The organism is Plantibacter sp. CFBP 8775, assembly GCF_014839505.1.
Taxonomy (GTDB): Bacteria; Actinomycetota; Actinomycetes; order Actinomycetales; family Microbacteriaceae; genus Plantibacter; species Plantibacter auratus.
Window position 1 is genome coordinate 1025784 of record NZ_JACYNV010000001.1, and the last position, 18421, is coordinate 1044204.

An 18421-nucleotide genomic window follows, 5' to 3' on the forward strand; every position below is an offset into this window, starting at 1 on the left:
GGGACCCGTCGTCGGCGTTCTGCCTCGATGGAGAACTGAAAGGTCGCGAACTCGACCATTACATCACAGCACCTCCACCGGATCGAAGCAATTGTGAGACGGGTTTCCTCACAAAGGTATGTACACGCGACCATTGCAGGTCCTAGAGTCGGGCCAACCGAATCTGAGGACGTTGTGCGAGCCCGACGAGCGCGCAACCCGAGCGACAGGACGCATCGATGGCTGACGACACGCGCAAGATCTCCGGGGTGACCTACACCGCGGCTGGCGAGGGGTACTTCGAGAAACGCAGCCTGAAGCGGTCCGCCGGGGTGTGGGGCCTCTGGGGCCTCGCCGTCGCGGCGGTCATCTCCGGCGACTTCTCCGGCTGGAACTTCGGCATCGACTTCGCCGGGTTCGGCGGCATGCTCATCGCCTTCGTCATCCTCGTCGCGATGTACTACGGCATGATCTTCTCGATCGGGGAGATGGCCGCGGCGATGCCGCACACCGGCGGGGCCTACTCCTTCGCGAGAGCGGCGATGGGACCACTCGGCGGGTTCGTGACCGGCCTCGCGGAGACCATCGAGTACGTCGCGACCACGGCCGTGATCGTGTACTTCTCGGCCTCCTACGCCGACGCCATCACGAGCGAGCTGCTCGGCTTCTCCATGCCGTCGCCCGTGTGGTGGGCGATCCTGTACGTCGCGTTCATCGCGCTGAACTCCGCGGGAGCGAGCATCTCCTTCCGCTTCGCGATCGTCGTCTCGATCATCTCCATCGGCATCCTGCTCGTCTTCTCCGCGATGGCGATCTTCTCCGGCCAGTTCGCCTGGGCCAACCTGTTCGACATCGCCCCCGACGCGGGCCAGACCGAGTTCCTGCCGCACGGCGTCCTCCCGATCCTGTTCGCCCTGCCCTTCGCGATGTGGTTCTTCCTCGGCATCGAGGAGCTGCCGCTCGCGGCGGAGGAGTCCCACAACCCGGTGCGCGACATCCCGAAGGCCGGGTTCTGGGCTCGTGGAACCCTGATCGTCACCGGTCTGCTCGTCCTGTTCCTCAACACCGGTGTGATCGGTGCGGAAGCGACGGGGACGGCGGGAGAGCCTCTGCTCGACGGCTTCCGGGCCATCGTCGGTGACGGTGCGGCGGCGGTCCTCGCCCTCTTCGCCCTCATCGGGCTCCTCGCCTCGCTGCAGGGCATCATGTTCGCCTACGGTCGCAACATGTACTCGCTGTCCCGCGCCGGGTACTACCCGCGGTTCCTCTCCCTCACCGGCAAGCGGCAGACGCCGTGGGTGGCCCTCGTGGCCGGGGCGATCATCGGGTTCATCGCGTTGCTCATCGTCGACGCGGCCGGCGGATCAGGCGGCGTCGCCGGGGCGATCGTGCTGAACATCGCTGTCTGGGGCGCGGTGCTCGCGTACCTCATGCAGATGATCGCGTTCCTGCTGCTGCGGAAGAAGTTCCCGAACGCCAAGCGGCCCTACCTCAGCCCGTGGGGTGTGCCGGGGGCGGTCATCGCAGCCGTCATCGCCGCGCTCATCTTCGTCGGCTTCCTGCTCAACCCGACGTTCCTCCCGGCGATCATCGCGATCGTCGTCGTCTACGTCGTCATGCTGGTCGCCTTCGCGGTCTGGGGTCGCCACCGGCTCGTCATGTCGCCCGAGGAGGAGTACGCGGTCTCGGGCGGCCTGCACGGCGACCCGGAGACCGAAGGCTACGGCGGCGCGACCGAGGCTGAGCTGCTCGCAGCCGACCGTCCCGAGGACCCGGGCTCCGGCACCGCGCGTTGACCCCCGGACGCAGCCGCCCCGACGCAGACCGGTGGCGGCGTCGCGTCCCGAGCCCCGGCGAGTCGTGCCCGACACGCCGGGGCTCTCCTGCCTCGGTGACGCGGAACGCCCCCATCCGGGCGACTGCGGCGATGGGGGTCACAGCTTGTAGACTCGTCGACGTGACGGACGCACGAGCTCAGCTCATTGACCACATCTCGGCGGAAGCCGTGTTCCACGGTGACTTCACCCTGACGAGCGGCAAGAAAGCGACGTACTACGTCGACCTCCGCAAGGTGAGTCTCGACCACCGCGTCGCGCCCCTCATCGGGCAGGTCATGATCGACCTCATCGCCGACGTCCCCGACGTCTTCGCGGTCGGTGGCCTCACCATGGGCGCCGACCCGGTCGCCGCCGCGATCCTGCACCAGGGTGCCGCGCGCGGACTCACGTACGACGCGTTCGTCGTCCGCAAGGAGCCGAAGGACCACGGTCGCGGCAAGCAGGTCGAGGGCCCCGACCTCCAGGGCAAGCGCGTGATCGTGCTGGAGGACACCTCGACCACCGGTGGGTCACCGCTCAAGGCGGCCGAAGCGCTCGAGAAGGTCGGAGCCGAGGTGGTCGCCGTCGCCGTCGTCGTCGACCGCGCGACCGGCGCCCGCGAGATCATCGAGGCCGCGGGCTACCAGTACCTGGCCGCGATCGGCCTGGAAGACCTGGGACTCGTCTGATGTCCGGCGACGGAACCGGACGCGGCGGGGCCGGGCTGCCGGACGAACCCGCGGACGGAACCGACTGGCTGCTCTCGCAGCTCGACGCCGACGACACGGAGGCGATCGAGACGCAGCCCGCCACCGACGCGATCGACGAGCAGCCGTCTGCTGCCGTCGCTCCGTCGCCCGTCGACGACGACGACCGGACGCGCGTCCTGCCGGTCGTCGGCGACGCCGCTGCTTCGCCGGTGCCCGCGCCGGTTCCGGCAGAGCCCCAGTGGTCCGCACCGTCCGCGCCGTCCGTGCCGGATGCGCCCGCGACCCCGACGGCCGCTGAGCCGACGCGGGCTCCGGTCGAGCCGCTGCCCGCTCCCGTCGAACAGACCCCCGCTCCCGTCGAGCAGACGCCCGCTGCCGCCGAGCCGACCCCCGCCGCCCCGGCCACCGCTCCCGGCGAGTTCGCGAGCGAGGCCGAACTCCTCGCCTGGTGGCAGAGCCAGGTGCCGAACCCGGCCGACGACACCACACCGGTCTCGGCGCCGCCGACGCCGGATGCACCCAGCGCGGAGCCCGTCCCACCCGCCACGCCTGCAGCCCCGGCCGACCCGATGCCTGAGGCTGCTCCCGTCCGGTCGGAGGGTCTGCGTCACCCGAACGCCCTCGAACTCCCGGTCGTCCCGCCGACCCCTGCCCCGGCATCGCCTGTCCCGCCCGCCCGCAACGAGCTGACGGTCGACACCGACTCCGTCCTCCAGCACGCGCCCGCAGGCACCTTCCGGCCCGCGCCCACGAACCCGGTCGTCCTGCCACCGGTCGACGACGAGCCCTGGAGCCTCGGCGGCAGCGACGACACCGACGCCGATCCAGTGGCCGCGGAGGATGTCTCGACGGCCGTCCTGCCCACGGCCCGAGCACTCGCAGCCGACGACCCGGCGGCCTGGGCCGCGGTCGAAGCGGAGGAGACCGCCGCGACGACCTCCACCTCGACGCTCGCCGGCGGCACTCCCGCCGCACCGCAGCCGCCCACCGCCCCGCCGGTGACGCCGACGCCGCCCGCCGCGGACCACGACGTGCCGTCAGGCTCCGCGACGACGCCCGACACCGAGGCGCAGGACGACGATCTCCCGGAGGGCTCTTGGAGCCTGTCCGAGACGTTCGGCGACGACGTCCTCGGTGGAGAGACCGTCGAGGTCCGTGACACGACGATCGACGCTTCGGCGCCCACCGCCGCGCGACCCGACGAAACCCCGGCCGACGAAGCAGCTGCCGACGACGTCTGGACCGCCGAGCCGGCGACTGCCGAGGCCTCCGCACCGCGCACGGATCCGTTGGCCTGGTTGACGGAACCGTTCGGTGAGACGTTCGGCGCCGCGCCGGCGGCACCGGAGGAGCAGCCGTCCGAGGACCCGCAGGCGGAGCCGGTCGAGGAGGCGCCCCAGCAAGTCGACACCGCGGACGAGTCCGTCGCCGTCGCCGCCACCGATGAGGCGATGTCTCCGGCCGCGAGCGAGCCGGTCGAGCCGACCGCCGACTCGGACCCCGAGGCCGCGTCCGACGGCGTCGTCGCCTCCGAGCCGATCACCCCCGCGGCACCGTTCCGCTGGGACACGGTCCCGGCGGCCTCGCCCGCGCGTGCAGCGGAGCCGACCTCACCAGCCGACGTCCCGTGGCCCGAGACGGTCCCCGACGTCGACGCCGAGCCGCTCGATGAGACGCGGCCGTTCGACAGCCTCGGCGGTCCGGGCTTCTCGGCCCTGGCGGGTGCCGCAGCCGCAGCAGCAGCGGTTCCTCCGGCGCCGACACCCGACGCCGACACGGACGCCGAGCTCGGCCGTGACGATGCGCCGGTCGACGACGACGCGACGGACACCGCCGACGTCCCCCCGGCCTTCGGCCCGCCGACCCCGAAGGCCGAGCGTTCCATCACGGAGCTCATCTCCCTCGACGGCGTGCAACCCGAGCCCACGGTCAGCCCCTTCGGCACCGCGCCATTCGTGTGGGACCTCGCGCCGAACGACGCCCTGGACCCGCTCGTGCACGCGGCTCCCACGACCCAGCCCATCCCGGTCCCGCCGGTGGAGTGGGAGGGCGCCGAGTCGTCAGCCGTGAGTGCGGAGTCCCCGTCGGAACTCGCGCTCGAGGGCGAGGTGCCCGATGCCGCGTTCATCGCCGGCGACGTCCAGCCGTTCGCTCCGGGCCTCGCCGCCGTCACGCTCGGTCGCCCGCTCGTCGACGGACCCGGCGACGAGTTCGCCAGCTGGACCGACGACGCGACCGACACCGACAGCTCCGCGCCGGACGCCGCGCCGATCGTCCCCGCCGCGAACGACACGGTCGACCTCTTCCCGACGCTGTCGCTCGGTGGGTTCGACGCAGCCGTCGCGGCCGGTGGCCTCGCCGCCGCAGGGGCCGCAACCGCTGCCGGTGCCGCTTCCGGCCTCGGCTCGGGCGCCGACTCCGACGACACGGAGACCTCGGCCGACCGCGACGCCGACTCCGCTCCCGAGACGGCACCGACCCCCGTCATCGATACTCCCGCTCCAGAGACCCCGGCGTTCGCCGTCGACCCGGAGGAGCTCGACGACGAGTTCGACGAGGAGATCGTCGAGTTCGACGCCGTCCCACTCGCTGCGGCGGGCGTCACACCGCTGCCGTCGTTCGTGCCGGACGGGACCGTTGCCGACGGTACAACCGAACCCACCACGGATCCCGCGGCGTCCGATGCCCCACTCGCCGACGAGGGCTCGATCGACTTCGAGCCGGTCGGCGAGCCCGAGCCGGTCAGCGAGGAGCTGCGGCTCGAGTCGCTGTTCGACCTCGGACCCGAGACGGATGCGGTCCAGGTCGCCCCGGCCGATGACGCCGCGACCGACGGTGAGCCGGCTGCCACGCCGCTCGCCGACACCGAGCAGGCCGACGGCACGGCCACGGTCGCCCCGTCCGAACCGTCCGATCAGCCAGACGCCACCGCCACCGCCACGGCGGAGGCGGCCTCGGCACGGTCGCTCGCCGACGCCTTCGCCGCCGAGGGCGGCTGGTCGCTCCAGGCCGACGCGATCGCCGAGCCTGATCTCCCGCTCGCCCCCATCCCGGGCCTCGTCGCCGCCGACGGCGCCGATGTCGACGACACGGACCCCGACGGCGACACCGGCGGGTCACGACGAACGGGGGCCCACGCGGCCGGAGACGACGACAGTGCTCCGCACACCTCCCCGGTGGCCGAGCCCGATGTCGCCTCGAACACCGTGCCCACACCCGTGATCCCCGCCTCGGTCTCCGTCTTCGGCGCACACGCCGCGGCCGTCCCCTCGCAGGGACCGGTCGCGAACGTGCCGCAGACGGCCCCGGCCGCGCTCCCCGGCGAGACGGTCGCGTTCCCGGAACTCGACGGCGCGAGCGCGCTCACGACCCCGGCCGCGGCTGCGGGTATCGTCGGCGCCACCTTGCCCCCACAGGCCACGCAGTCCGCTCCCGACCGCGACCTCCCCGAATACCGTGGAGAGCACGCGGATCAGGGCATCCCGAAGGCGCTGCTCTGGGCGGTCGTCGGGCTGGGTGCCGCGGTCCTGCTCCTGCTCGCGTTCTACTTCGGAACGCTCGTCGGTGCCGCGAACGCGGCCGGTGCGGCTGCAGACGCCACGATGCCGAGCGTGTCCGCAGGGTGGTCGACGGCCGGAGCCCCGGACACCGTCTGACGACGCACCTGACGCGGTCGCGGGTCAGGCGACGTCGATGACGGTCACGCCCGTCGAGCGGTCGCCGGACGCCAGGGCGACGAGTGCTGCCGGTGCCTCGTCGAGGCCGATGCGGTGTTCGATGAGGTCCTGCGGGCGCAGCGCACCGCTCGCGACGAGGTCGAGCAGCTCCGAGTAGTCCGACGCCGGCATGCCGTGGCTGCCGTGGAGCGACAGCTCCTGCGAGATGATGCGCGGCAGCGGGAGTGTCGGTTCGCTCGAGAACAGCCCGATCTGCACCTGACGGCCCATCGGCGCAAGCGCCAGGAGGCTGAGGCGCATCGTGGATTCACGCCCGAGGGCTTCGACCGACACCTGCACGCCCGCCGGTGCGGCTTCGGCGATGCGCGCGAGGACGGCGGCCTCGTCGAGCCCGCTCGAATCGATCGTGTGCGAGACGCCGATCGACGCCGCACGCGCCAGGGCCGAGGCATCGATGTCGACGGCGATGACCTCGGCACCGAGCGCGACGCCGATCATGGCCGCGCTCAGCCCCACGCCGCCGCAGCCGACGACGAGCAGGCGCTCCCCGCTGCGGAGCCCGGCGCGGTGGACGAGCCCGCGGAAGGCCGTCGCGAAGCGGCACCCGAGGAGGGCGGCGGCACCGGCGTCGAGGGACTCGGGCACCGGGATGAGGTTGACGTCGGCGTCGTGCAGGGCGACGAGCTCCGCGTAGGAACCCCAGTGGGTGAAGCCCGGCTGCGTCTGATTCGGGCAGACTTGCCCGTTCCCGGCGAGGCACTGGACGCAGCGTCCGCACGCGCACACGAAGGGCACCGTGACGCGATCGCCCACGCGGAACCGCTCGACGGCGGGGCCGACGGCGTGGATGCGCCCGACGAGTTCGTGACCGGGCACGTGGGGGAGGGCGATGCCGTCATCGTGCCCGAGCCAGCCGTGCGCATCGCTCCGGCAGAGCCCCGTGGTCTCCACCCGCACCACGACGCCGGCGTCGGACGGCACCGGATCCGCGACGTCACGGACCTCGGGCTCGGCGGTGAACTGGTCGTAGACGACGGCGCGCATGGAAGTCCTCGGGGCGGGGCGGAGTGGTTCGGTGGGGCTGGTGGTGGCGGAGGGCCTAGATCTCGACTTCGACGGGCTCCGTCTTCACGAGGTCGATGACGCCGCTCAGGATCTCGTTCGGACGGAACGGGTAGCGGTTGATCTCGGCCTCGTCGCTGATGCCCGTGAGCACGAGGATCGTGTGGAGACCGGCCTCGATGCCCGCGACGATGTCGGTGTCCATGCGGTCGCCGATCATGCCCGTGTTCTCGGAGTGGGCGCCGATCTTGTTGAGCGCCGATCGGAACATCATCGGGTTCGGCTTGCCGACGACGTAGGGCTCCATGCCGGTGGCCTTCGTGATGAGGGCCGCGATGGCGCCGGTCGCCGGAAGCGGGCCGTCCTTGCTCGGTCCCGTCGCGTCCGGGTTCGTGACGATGAAGCGTGCGCCGCCGGCGATGAGGCGGATCGCCTTGGTGATGGCCTCGAACGAGTAGTTGCGGGTCTCGCCGACGACCACGTAGTCGGGGTTCGTCTCCGTCATGGTGAAGCCGGCCTCGTGGATGGCCGTGGTGATCCCGGCCTCCCCGATGACGAACGCCGAGCCGCCCGGCTCCTGCTCGGCCAGGAAGGCGGCCGTCGCGAGAGCGGAAGTCCAGATGAACTCCTCGGGCACGTCGAGCCCGGACGCGCGCAGTCGGGCGCTCAGGTCGCGCGGGGTGAAGATCGAGTTGTTGGTGAGCACCAGGAAGGGCGTCCGCTGGTCCTGCCACTGCTGCAGGAGCGCGGCGGCACCAGGGAGGGCGTGGTTCTCATGGACGAGCACGCCGTCCATGTCGGTGAGCCAGCATTCGACCTCGTCGCGTCGTGACATGCGTTCCTCCAGGTGCTCCGTGCGGGCTGCGCGAGCGCTGCGCCGCGGGGGTGGCGCGGCGTCGGGCCCGGACCTCCAGTGTGGCACGGCGCGGGTAGGGTTGGCTGGTGCCAGAGACCCCGCTCCACCCGGACGACCCGGTCGCCGGTCCCGATCAGGCCGAGAGCCCGATGGCCGGCGTCGGTCCGTGGCAGGGGGAGTGGCCGGACGACCCCTGGTACGACCCCGAGCTGCTGCGCGACGGCGACACCCGGAACGTCGTCGACCGCTACCGGTACTGGTCGATGGAGGCCATCGTCGCCGACATCGACGACCACCGCCACCCGTTCCACGTCGCCATCGAGAACTGGCAGCACGACATGAACATCGGGTCGATCGTGCGCACCGCCAACGCGTTCGCCGCCGACACCGTCCACATCGTCGGCCGCCGTCGCTGGAACAAGCGCGGAGCCATGGTGACCGACCGCTACCAGCACGTCGAGCACCACGTCGACGTCGCGGCGCTCGTCGCCTGGGCGTCGGTGGCCGAGCTGCCGATCATCGCGATCGACAACGTGCCGGGATCGGTCCCGATCGAGACGTTCAGGCTCCCCGAGCGGTGTCTCCTCCTCTTCGGACAGGAGGGGCCCGGACTCTCGCCGGAGGCGCTCGCCGCGGCCGATGCGGTGCTCGAGATCACCCAGTTCGGGTCGACGAGATCGATCAACGCCTCCGCGGCAGCGGCCGTCGCGATGCACGCCTGGGTCATGCAGCACGTCTCCTTCGACGCATCCTGATCGGGTTGGCCCCCGTCCGCGGGTGGTTTCCGACGGCACCGCTGCGCCTACCTCAGGAACACCTCAAGATTCCCTCAATTGACCCCGCGGTCCCCCAAAGTGCCGACACCGCCCGGCATACTGTCTAGCGGAGCAACACTCCACCGCTGAACCCGAATCCCTCCGGCACCCGAAGCCACCGAGGGCCACCGCACGGACCCGAATCCGTGCGGTGCGAATCGGCGGTCACCCGAAGGATGAATCGAAGATGACGCACCGTTCTGCCCTGGGAGCCTCGCCCGAACGAGGAACCCACCCGTCCAAGGTCCGTGGCATCGCCGCGCTCGCCGTCCCCGCCGCCCTCGCGGTCGCCCTCATCGTCGGCGTCGCCGCGCCGGCTCAGGCCGACGCCCGGGTCGACGAGGCGTCGAGCTCGATCAGTGCGACACAGACCGGCTCGGGCGAGCTCATCGCTCCGGCCGGTGCGTTGTTCGCGTCGCTCCTCATCTGGGGAGCCGGAGCCGCGTTCGCGACTCGTCGTCGGATGCTCGCCGAACAGCGCGAGGAGGCGTCGCTGCTCTCCAGCTGATCAGCGCGCTGCACCCGCAGCTGATCGCCGTGGCCCGAACCACGTCGCTCAGCTGCTCTAGACGGAACGCGCCCGTTCCGTCGCACCGGTGGCCGCCNGACGGCCGGTCCGTCCGCTGGCTCGACGACGTTCCAGAGAATCTGCCGCGTTCCGCGTCATGATCGCGCCTCCGGTCGATCACTCAAGGGAGTGCAACGCTGTCGGGCGGACCCGAACCCGGATCGACGCGGCGCTCAGACGCCGACGTCGAACGATGCCCGACCCGAAAGGGCGTCGCACGCAGCAGGCGGACCACACGCGCCGGAGCGTCGTCCCACCCGAGGACGACGCTCCTGCGCGGGCGCCTGCGCGCTCGACCGGTGCCTAGCCGATGAGGCTCGGCCGGAGGTCGCGGAGCGTCCTGGCGTGCGTCATCCGCGTCACGCCGATCGCCGAGAGGCTCAGCGCGATCGCCAGCCAGGCGAGCAGGACCCCGGCGTCCTGCAGGGCGGCGTCCATCCGCCCTCCATACATCAACTGGCGCATGCCGTCGACCGCGTAGGACATCGGGAGCACGTGGTGCAGTGCCGCGAGCGGCGCCGGGAGGGTCTGCCACGGGAACGTCCCGCCGGCGGTGACGAGCTGGGCGACCATGAGCACGAGGCCGAGGAACTGCCCGACGCTGCCGAACCACACGTTGAGCGTCAGGATGATCGCCGCGAAGGTGAGGGACGCGAGCGCCATCATCCCGTAGGTCGCGAGCGGGTTGTGGACCTCGAAGTGCAGGGCGCCGGCGAGGATGCCGAACAGCGCGACCATCTGGATCGTCCCGAGGAGGCCCGGCGTGAGCCAGCCGGCGACGGTCACCTTGATGGGGCTGTGGAGCGCGGTGATGGCGCGCCGCGAGACCGGCTTGACGATGAGGAAGAGCGCGTAGATGCCGATCCAGGCGGCGAGGCTGACGAAGAACGGAGCGAGTCCTGCCCCGTAGGTGCCCGCGCTCGTCACCGAGGAGTTGGTCAGTTTGACCGGATCGGCGATCGTCTTGGCCTGGAGTTCGCGGGAGTCCGCGGTGGTCGCGGGGATGGCGTCCGCGCCGGACTGCAGACCGTCGCGGAGGGTGACGATGCCGTCACGGAGGGTGCCGAGGCCCGTCTGCAGGCTCGTGAGGCCGGTCTGCAACGATGCGGCTCCGTCGGCGGCCTGCTGCGTCCCCGAGGCGAGCGCGGGCATGGCGTCACTCAACTTCCGGGCACCTCCCGCGACCTGCTGGGCGCCGCTGTTCAACTGGTCGACCTGCGACACGACGGTCTGGACGCGCTCGTTCGCCGTCGTGGCGTCGGCGGCCACCGGGTCGAGCAGCGCCAGCACCTGGGCGATCTGCTCGGGGGTGAAGCCGTTCTCCGCGAGGGTCTGGGAGATCTGCGCGCGGGCCGTGGGGATCGAGTCGACGAGTCGCTGGGCGGCTGCGCCGACCTCGTCGCCCTTGCCGGCGAGGGTCGAGGTCCCGGACGCCACCTGCTCGGCACCCGAGGCCAGCTGGTCGGTCTGGGCGGGCAGGCTGGCCGTCCCCGAGGCGATCTGCGCGGTGCCGGAGGCGAGGGTCGCCGCGCCGGCCTGGGCCGTCCCGGCGCCGTCGAAGGCCTGCTGTGCGCCGTCGGCCAGCTGCGTCGCGCCCGAGGTGGCGTCGACGAGCTTCGTCTTGATCGTGTCGAGCGCGATGAGGAACCGTCCGGCGGCCTGGCGGTTCACCGTCTGCACGATGGTCGCCTTGATCTGCTTGACGGCCTGCTCACCGATCGTCGTCGCCAGGTAGCTGTTGGCGTCGTTCGTCGTGAGCTGGACCGTCGCCTGCTGCGGGGCGTCGCCCGACGCGGAGGTGAGGGAGGTCGAGAAGTCGGCGGGGATCGTGACGCTGAAGTCGAAGGTGCCGTCGTTCACGCCCCGGGCGGCGTCGGCCGCGCTGACCTCGTGCCAGGCGAACGATCCGTCCTCGATGAGCTGGTCGGCGATGTCGTCGCCGTAGTTCTCCGTCTCGCCTGTCGCATCGCCGGTCGTGTCGTCGGTCGCCGGCGCACCGGTGTCCTCGACGACGAGCGCCACGGGAACCTGGTCGAGCTTGGCGTACGGGTCCTGGTTCGCCCAGAGGTACAGGCCGCCGTAGAGCAACGGGACGCACATGAGGGCGACGAGGGCGAGCCGCGACATGGGCGTGGCCCACAGGCGGGACAGTTCAGCGCGGATCATCGCGAAGATCTTCACAGGAGGTCCTTCTGGGGACGGGTGGTGCGGGATGAGGGGAGGGCTGGACGGTCGTGGTGCACGGTGTGCGTCACGACCAGTCCTGCTGGAAGAGGGGGACGAGTTCGTCCGTGGCGTTCTCGGACACCGGGGCGTCGGCGGTGGCGTTGATGGCGGTCGCCGAGGCGTCGCCGGCGATCACGAGGACGCCGTAGCCGCGGGCGGCGAGCTTGCGGGCGAGGTTCCACCACTCGAGCGGGTCGCCGCCGTGGCGGTCGGGGGAGACGAGGACGAGCGCGGTGACGTCCTCCCGGAGGACCGCGAGCTCGGTGAGGAGCCGCACGCGGTCGGTCGGTGCGACGGTCGAGATCGGCTGCTTCGCGAGGTGCGCGAGGTCGAGCGACTCGAGGAACCGCGCGACGGCGAAGGGGTGGCTCGCCCGGCCGGCGAACATGAGCTCCTCGGCGACGACGCCGGAGACCGCGACGCCGCTGGCCGGTTCGGAGACGTCGGGGGCGTCGATGAGGGCGATCACGCGGCGCATCGTCTTGCGGTCGGTCGCCCCGTCGACGAGGACGGTGCCGGTGTCGGGCATCATCCGGCCGGAGGCGATGAGGCCGAGGACGGTCGGCCGCTGCTCGGTCTCGGCGCGGGCGAAGGTCGCCTCGCCCGTCCGGAAGGAGAGGGAGGTCGGCTCGAGGACGATGCCGCCCTTGCCCTTGGAGACGCCGTCGAGTTCAACGCGCATGGGAGGACTCCTCGTTCGTGCCGGTGCCGGTGGTGTGGCGGTGGGTGTCTGCGTGTTCGGTGTCGGCGCGGTCGGCGACCGCCGTGGCGTCCTGCCACGACAGACCGACCGCCCCGAGGGTGGCGAGCATGACGAGGCGGCGGCCGGCGCTCGTCGAGAGGCCGGATCGGGTCGCCTCCTCGAGCACCCCGACGGCCGTGCTCTCGACGAGTCGCGCGAGCACGCCGGCGTCGATGTCGGGGCGGATGGAACCGTCCGCGACACCGGCCTCGACGGTGCGGAGGAGGAGGGTCCGAACGGGTTCGAGGGCTGCTGCCGTGACCGCGCGGAGCGGCCCGCGGACGGCGAGCGGCGCCATGATGCGGACGTGGTCCACCTGGGCCCAGAGGACGTCGCCGATGAGCGCGATGGTGGTGAGCGGGTCGTCGCCCTGGACGGCCGTGATCGACGAGGCGACGCGCTCGGCCCCCGCCACGACGACGGCGTTCACGAGCTCGTCGCGCGTGGCGAAGTGTCCGTACACCGAACGGCGGGTGAGGCCGGCGGCCGCCGCGATGGTCTCGAGGCTGGCGTCGGGGTCGCTGCGGAGCGCCAGGCGGGCGGCTTCGAGCAGCGCGACGCGGTTCTCGGCGGCGTCGCGACGAGGGGCGCGCGACCCGCTCGCGGGCGCTTGGGTGGTGGTCATGACAGCGATCGTACTATCTTGCACAGCGGTGTGCAATATCGACGTTCGTGGATGCGGCGAGCTCTCAGCGAGGGCTGCCAGGTTCCTTCCACGCCGGGCCCGGGGAACGGAGCTATGGTTGAACGATGACCGGTGAGAATCTGATGGCAACCCCTCCGACACTGCTGCCGGACGACAGCGCCACCGATGCCGAGTTCCACGCGGCCGTCGGTTCGATCGAGGCGCTGGCGGACCTCCTCGCGGCCCACCCCCGCTCCTCGCTCGGCTGGGCACTCCTCGCCGACGCGGTCCACGACCCGCAGTCGCCGATCCCCGGCTACGCGGCCGCACGGGTCGGGTATCACCGCGGCTTGGACTCGCTCCGTGCTGCCGGTTGGCGCGGTCAGGGCCCGATCCCGTGGTCGCACGCGCCGAACCGCGGGGTGCTGCGCTCGCTCTACGCGCTCCGCCGCTCCGCGAAGGCGATCGGCGAGACCGAGGAGGTCGAGCGTCTCGACACCTTCCTGCGCGAGGCCGACCCCACTGCGTCCGAAGAGATCGAGTACCTCGTCGCGGCGGCGGCCCCGCCGACCTCCGCGATCGTCATCCTCGGCTCCGACTAGCCCTTCCCCGGTCCCTGAGCCTGTCGGTCCCGGTTCCTGAGCTCCCTCCCCGGTCCCTGAGCCTGTCGAAGGGCAGGCCGCGTCCCCGGTTCCTGAGCCTGTCGAAGGGCCGGACCGACGCCCTACAGGCCGAGCGATTCCAGGTACGCCGCCGTGTCCTGCCAGCCGTGCACGGCCACCGACGGCACCCCGAGCGCGAGGACCGGGTAGTCGTTGCCGCCCTCGTCGAGGCGGTCGCCGACGAAGACCATCTCCTCCAGCGGGATGCCCGTGTGCTCGGCGAGCCGCGTCATGCCGAACGCCTTGTCGACGCCCGCCATGGTGATGTCGACGGAGGTCGAGCCGCCGGATCGGACCTCGAGGTCGGGGAGCAGCGCCTGCACGGCGGCGCGCAGCGACTCCTTCTTCGCGCCGTCGGGGTCCCAGGCGGTCTTCTCGGCGACCGGCGCGGCCTGCCCGAGGGCGGAGAAGGTGATCTGCGAGCCGCGGTCCTCGAGGATCGGTCCCCAGGTCTCGTCGGCCCAGAGGCCGAGTCGCTTGGCCTCGGTCTCGAGCGCGCCCATGGCGCGGGCCTTCTGGTCGTCGGTGAGGTCGTGCTTGTAGACGGTGACCCACGCGGTGCCGTCGAAGCGGTCGTACCGGGTGCCGCAGGTGGGCATGAGGTGCAGTCGGCCGAGGGCCTCGGGCGACGCGGCTCCGAGCCGGTCGAGCACCTGGTTCTGGAACTGCACGATCTGGCCGCCCGAGATGATGCACACCGAGGTGCGTTCGAGGAGCGCAACGAACAGTTCGGCCATGCGAGGGTCGAGCGCGGACTTCGACGGGGCGAGGGTGTCGTCGAGGTCGAAGGCGACGAGGCGCGGCAAGGAGGTCATGGGTTCCGTTCGGTCGGTCGAGAGGACGGTCGTCGAGGGCGATCGGCAGGCAGGACGGCCGCCCGAGGCCTGAACATCCCCTCATGGTATCGAGCGCAGCCTGGGACTCGGTGCCCGTGACCCTCCTCCGGTACGATGGAGGGGTGCGTGCACGAGACGCCCGCCCGCAGAGGGTGGGCGTCCGGCCTGTCAGGGCGTGGTTCCCCAGCGGATCCGCCGGGCACACGAGAATCCGGAAGGGGCGGCATCCAGATGCCAGCAATCGTGATCGTCGGCGCCCAGTGGGGCGACGAAGGCAAGGGGAAGGCCACCGACCTGCTCGGTGACCGCATCGACTACGTCGTGAAGTTCAACGGCGGCAACAACGCGGGGCACACGGTCGTCATCGGTGACGAGAAGTACGCGCTCCACCTCCTGCCGTCCGGCATCCTGACGAGCGGCGTCGTCCCCGTCATCTCCAACGGTGTCGTCATCGACATCGAGGTGCTGTTCCACGAGCTCGAGGCACTCCAGGCCCGCGGCATCGACGTCTCGCGCCTCCTCGTGAGCGCCAACGCGCACGTCATCACCCAGTACCACCGCACCATCGACAAGGTGACGGAGCGCTTCCTCGGCAAGCGTCAGATCGGCACCACCGGCCGTGGCATCGGCCCGGCCTACGCCGACAAGATCAACCGCGTCGGCATCCGCATCCAGGACCTCTTCGACGAGAACATCCTGCGCCAGAAGGTCGAGGGCGCCCTCGACCAGAAGAACCACCTGCTGGTCAAGGTCTTCAACCGCCGCGCCATCACGGTCGACGAGATCGTGGCCGACCTCCTCGCCTACGCCGAGCGACTCCGCCCGATGGTGGCGGACACCGCGCTCGTGCTGAACGAGGCGCTCGACGACGGCAAGATCGTCCTCTTCGAGGGTGGCCAGGCCACGATGCTCGACGTCGACCACGGCACCTATCCCTTCGTCACCTCCTCCAACGCGACCTCGGGTGGTGCCGCGACCGGCTCCGGTGTCGCACCGAACCGCCTCGACCGCGTCATCGGCATCGTCAAGGCCTACACGACCCGCGTCGGCGCCGGCCCGTTCCCGACCGAGCTGTTCGACGAGTCCGGCGACTACCTCCGCTCGAAGGGCTTCGAGTTCGGCACGACGACCGGTCGTCCGCGTCGCGTCGGCTGGTACGACGCCCCGATCGCCCGGTACGCGGCGCGCATCAACGGCGTCACCGACTTCGTCCTGACGAAGCTCGACATCCTCGACGACCTCGCCACCATCCCGGTGTGCGTCGCCTACGAGGTCGACGGCGTCCGGGTCGACGAGGTGCCGGTCTCGCAGACCGACTTCCACCACGCCGTCCCGATCTACGAGGAGTTCCCCGGCTGGCAGGAAGACATCACCGGTGTCCGCCGCTTCGAGGACCTCCCGAAGAACGCCCAGGACTACGTGCTGGCGCTCGAGGCGATGAGCGGTTCGCGCATCTCCGCGATCGGCGTGGGTCCCGGGCGCGACGCGATCGTCGTGCGTCACGACCTCGTCGACTGATCCGAGTAGCGAACGACGAGCGTCGAACGCGCCATGGTGGACGAATCCAGTCAGCCGTCCCTGCCCGGGCTGCCACCGGTCGAGGAGCTCACGAGCGGTGAGGTCAGGCCTCGGCCGGCGGTGCGTGCCCAGCGCGACGCCGGTGCGCTCGACCCGCGGGTCCGGCGCGCTCTGGCGACCCTCGACGACGATCCCGACCTCTCGTTGGTCACCCTCGCGAACGCGCTCGGGATCACCCGCGCGACGCTCATCCGGATCGTGCGTGAGGCGATCGGCATGACCCCGAAGGAGTACGCGGCCGGCGTCCGCGCCCGCCGCATCTCCTGAGCGGGCGCCGGTGTCCGACGGCGCAGATGGGAGACTGTGGGGGTGAGCGACGACAACCCCTATCTCCTGCTCGGTTCCTACACCTCGGAGGCCGACGGCACCGGTGCCGGCATCAGCCTGCTGCGCCAGGACGAGGCGGGCACCCTCCGCCTCGTGCAGTCGTCGGAGGCGCAGTCGCCCTCGTTCCTGACCCTGCACCCGACGCTGCCGATCGTCTACGCGGCGAGCGAGTCGACCGGGGCGGTCGAGGCGTTCAAACGCTCCGGAGAGTTCGGGCTCGCGCCGTTCGGCAAGCCCATCGAAGCCGGCGACTCGGTGTGCCACGTCGCGACGGTCCCCGGTGCCGACATCCTCATCGCGAGTTGCTACGGCGACGGTCGGGTCGTGACGGTGCCGCTCGCGGAGAACGCGGCGTTCGCCGGCGACCCGCGTCTCGGCGAGGCGTCGGTCGACCCCTGGGCGTCACCCACCGCGCTCGCGGCGGAGTCAGCCGACGCCGGTGAGGACGCGCTCACGCTCCTCGCGCTGGAGGCCGCTGTCGGCGAGGCGCTGCCGTCCCGACCGTCGCGGGCGCACGCCTCGGCACTCCTCCCGGACGGCCGCATCGCGACAACCGACCTCGGCCACGACACGGTCCGCATCTGGCAGCTCCGTGGATCGCGGTTGGTGCTCGACCACACCGTGGTGTTCCCGCGCGGCACGGGTCCGCGACACCTCGTCGTCCACCCGAGCGGGCACCTCCACGTCATCACCGAGTACTCGGTCGAGGTCTTCACCCTCGGCGTCGACGGAACGGACGGGCACTGGCACATGCTCGCAGCGACCGTCGCGACGTCGGAGGGCGTGTCCGAGGGCGACACGGGTGCCGAGATCAGCCTCGCCGCCTCGCGGGAGCAGCTGCACGTCGGCGTCCGCGGGAGCGACCGCATCGCGACCTTGCGCGTCACCGGCGACGGTTCGCGGGTCGAGGCCGTGGCCGACGTCGAGTGCGGCGGGACGATGCCGCGCCACCACCGGGAGTCGGGTCGCTTCCTGCACGTCGCGAACCAGCTGTCGAACTCCATCGCGAGCTTCCGGCTCGATGAGCGCACAGGGGTCCCGACGACGCTCCTCGGGACGCTCGACGCCGGTTCGCCCACCTGCCTCATCCTCGCCTGACCGCGAGACCGGTCCTCGTGCGACGCCCGCCACCGGATACGGTGGAACGGTGACCGCACGACGCCCTGAGCCCCGTCCCATCGACGGCCGGACCATCCGCCTCGAACCGCTGGAAAGCGCGCACTATCCGGAGCTGTTCACGGCGATCGCGCACCCGGAGGTCTTCGCCGGCGGCTACGGCGGCGGACCTGCGGGGTTGCCGACGACGCAGGCCGAGTTCGACGCCTTCGCGGACGGCTACTTCACGACCGGCGTGCGCAACACCTACGTCATCCGGCTCTTCGGCGGCGAACACGACGGGCTCCTCGTCGGCACGTCCACGCTCGGCGACTTCGACGAGCCGGGGGAGGCCGCCCACCTCGGTTGGACCGCGTACGACCCGCGCGTCTGGGGCACCGCCGTCAACGCCGAGACGAAGCTGCTGCTCCTCGGACTCGCCTTCGACGCAGGCTTCGGCCGGGTGAAGATCCAGGCCGACGAGCGCAATGAGCGCTCACGCACCGCGATCCTGCGCCTCGGGGCCACGTTCGAGGGGCTCATCCGCCGCGACAAGCAGCGGGCCGACGGCACGTGGCGGACCACCGCACTGTTCTCCGTGCTCGCCGAGGAGTGGCCGGAGGTCCGGGCCGGTCTCGAGGAGCGCCTCGCCAGGAGCCCCGGCCCCGTGGCCCTCCGCGGCTGACGCGGCCGCGAGCCCCCGCCCGGTTCCTCAGCCCCCCGCCCGGTCCCTGAGCCCCCCGCCAGGTCCCTGAGCCCCCCCGCCCGGTCCCTGAGCCCCCCCCGCCCGGTCCCTGAGCTTGTCGAAGGGCACTGTTCACCTGCGCGACACCGGCAGGCCCCGAT

At 71.6% G+C, this 18421-nt stretch carries 16 protein-coding genes; 10 read left to right on the forward strand and 6 right to left on the reverse strand.

What is annotated here, in order from left to right:
* The first annotated feature begins 218 nt into the window (after positions 1–218).
* The 3 genes from IFR14_RS04960 (at position 219) to IFR14_RS04970 (ending at position 6162) form a co-directional block, all read left to right on the forward strand.
* Complete coding sequence (locus IFR14_RS04960; RefSeq protein WP_137242373.1) at positions 219–1775, forward strand: amino acid permease; 1557 nt, start codon at positions 219–221, stop codon at positions 1773–1775.
* Positions 1776–1936: 161 nt separating this feature from the next.
* Positions 1937–2485, forward strand: a complete 549-nt coding sequence (gene pyrE, locus IFR14_RS04965) for an orotate phosphoribosyltransferase (RefSeq protein ID WP_175116436.1) — start codon at positions 1937–1939, stop codon at positions 2483–2485.
* Positions 2485–6162, forward strand: a complete 3678-nt coding sequence (locus IFR14_RS04970; RefSeq protein ID WP_191940442.1) for a hypothetical protein — start codon at positions 2485–2487, stop codon at positions 6160–6162. The genes pyrE and IFR14_RS04970 overlap by 1 nt, the downstream gene beginning before the upstream one ends.
* A gap of 24 nt (positions 6163–6186) precedes the next feature.
* Here the strand turns inward: IFR14_RS04970 and IFR14_RS04975 are convergent, their stop codons facing one another.
* On the reverse strand, positions 6187–7227 hold the full coding sequence (locus tag IFR14_RS04975) for an alcohol dehydrogenase catalytic domain-containing protein (protein ID WP_191940443.1): 1041 nt from the start codon (positions 7225–7227) through the stop codon (positions 6187–6189).
* A 55-nt stretch (positions 7228–7282) separates the two neighbouring features.
* Positions 7283–8080, reverse strand: coding sequence for an HAD-IIA family hydrolase (locus IFR14_RS04980; protein ID WP_079705004.1), 798 nt, complete (start codon positions 8078–8080; stop codon positions 7283–7285).
* Positions 8081–8250: 170 nt separating this feature from the next.
* Between IFR14_RS04980 and IFR14_RS04985 the strand changes: the two genes are divergently transcribed.
* Positions 8251–8856: a TrmH family RNA methyltransferase gene (locus tag IFR14_RS04985; protein ID WP_086473183.1), complete on the forward strand. Its 606-nt coding sequence runs from the start codon at positions 8251–8253 to the stop codon at positions 8854–8856.
* A 247-nt stretch (positions 8857–9103) separates the two neighbouring features.
* Positions 9104–9424, forward strand: coding sequence for a hypothetical protein (locus IFR14_RS04990; RefSeq protein WP_137242369.1), 321 nt, complete (start codon positions 9104–9106; stop codon positions 9422–9424).
* 363 nt (positions 9425–9787) lie between these two features.
* On the opposite strand, the gene IFR14_RS04995 is transcribed toward IFR14_RS04990, so the two are convergent.
* The 3 genes from IFR14_RS04995 to IFR14_RS05005 all read right to left on the reverse strand — a co-directional run bounded on the left by IFR14_RS04995 (position 9788) and on the right by IFR14_RS05005 (position 13077).
* Positions 9788–11665 carry a YhgE/Pip family protein gene (locus IFR14_RS04995; protein ID WP_079705006.1) on the reverse strand — a complete coding sequence of 626 codons (1878 nt, stop codon included), beginning with the start codon at positions 11663–11665 and terminating at the stop codon, positions 9788–9790.
* A gap of 70 nt (positions 11666–11735) precedes the next feature.
* Positions 11736–12392, reverse strand: coding sequence for a hypothetical protein (locus tag IFR14_RS05000; RefSeq protein ID WP_191940444.1), 657 nt, complete (start codon positions 12390–12392; stop codon positions 11736–11738).
* Positions 12382–13077 (reverse strand): TetR/AcrR family transcriptional regulator, encoded by a 696-nt coding sequence (locus IFR14_RS05005; RefSeq protein WP_137242368.1) that lies wholly within the window; start codon positions 13075–13077, stop codon positions 12382–12384. Before IFR14_RS05005 ends, IFR14_RS05000 begins: the two co-directional genes overlap by 11 nt.
* 125 nt (positions 13078–13202) lie before the next feature.
* On the opposite strand from IFR14_RS05005, the gene IFR14_RS05010 reads away from it, so the two are divergent.
* Positions 13203–13679, forward strand: a complete 477-nt coding sequence (locus IFR14_RS05010) for a DUF3151 domain-containing protein (RefSeq protein WP_064295552.1) — start codon at positions 13203–13205, stop codon at positions 13677–13679.
* 122 nt (positions 13680–13801) lie between these two features.
* Here the strand turns inward: IFR14_RS05010 and IFR14_RS05015 are convergent, their stop codons facing one another.
* Positions 13802–14554, reverse strand: coding sequence for an HAD-IIB family hydrolase (locus tag IFR14_RS05015; protein ID WP_064295553.1), 753 nt, complete (start codon positions 14552–14554; stop codon positions 13802–13804).
* 252 nt (positions 14555–14806) lie between these two features.
* Between IFR14_RS05015 and IFR14_RS05020 the strand changes: the two genes are divergently transcribed.
* Genes IFR14_RS05020 through IFR14_RS05035 form a run of 4 tightly spaced genes read left to right on the forward strand, consistent with a single transcriptional unit; the run spans position 14807 to position 18260 of the window.
* Positions 14807–16093 carry an adenylosuccinate synthase gene (locus IFR14_RS05020; RefSeq protein ID WP_064295554.1) on the forward strand — a complete coding sequence of 429 codons (1287 nt, stop codon included), beginning with the start codon at positions 14807–14809 and terminating at the stop codon, positions 16091–16093.
* Between the two features lie 33 nt (positions 16094–16126).
* Positions 16127–16420, forward strand: a complete 294-nt coding sequence (locus tag IFR14_RS05025; protein WP_079705009.1) for a winged helix-turn-helix transcriptional regulator — start codon at positions 16127–16129, stop codon at positions 16418–16420.
* 42 nt (positions 16421–16462) lie between these two features.
* A complete protein-coding gene (locus IFR14_RS05030) occupies positions 16463–17578 on the forward strand; it encodes a lactonase family protein (protein WP_161578556.1) in 1116 nt (371 codons plus the stop codon).
* 49 nt (positions 17579–17627) lie between these two features.
* The gene (locus IFR14_RS05035; RefSeq protein WP_342365643.1) at positions 17628–18260 is read left to right on the forward strand and encodes a GNAT family N-acetyltransferase; all 633 of its coding nucleotides are present in this window, start codon (positions 17628–17630) and stop codon (positions 18258–18260) included.
* The last annotated feature ends 161 nt before the right edge of the window (positions 18261–18421 follow it).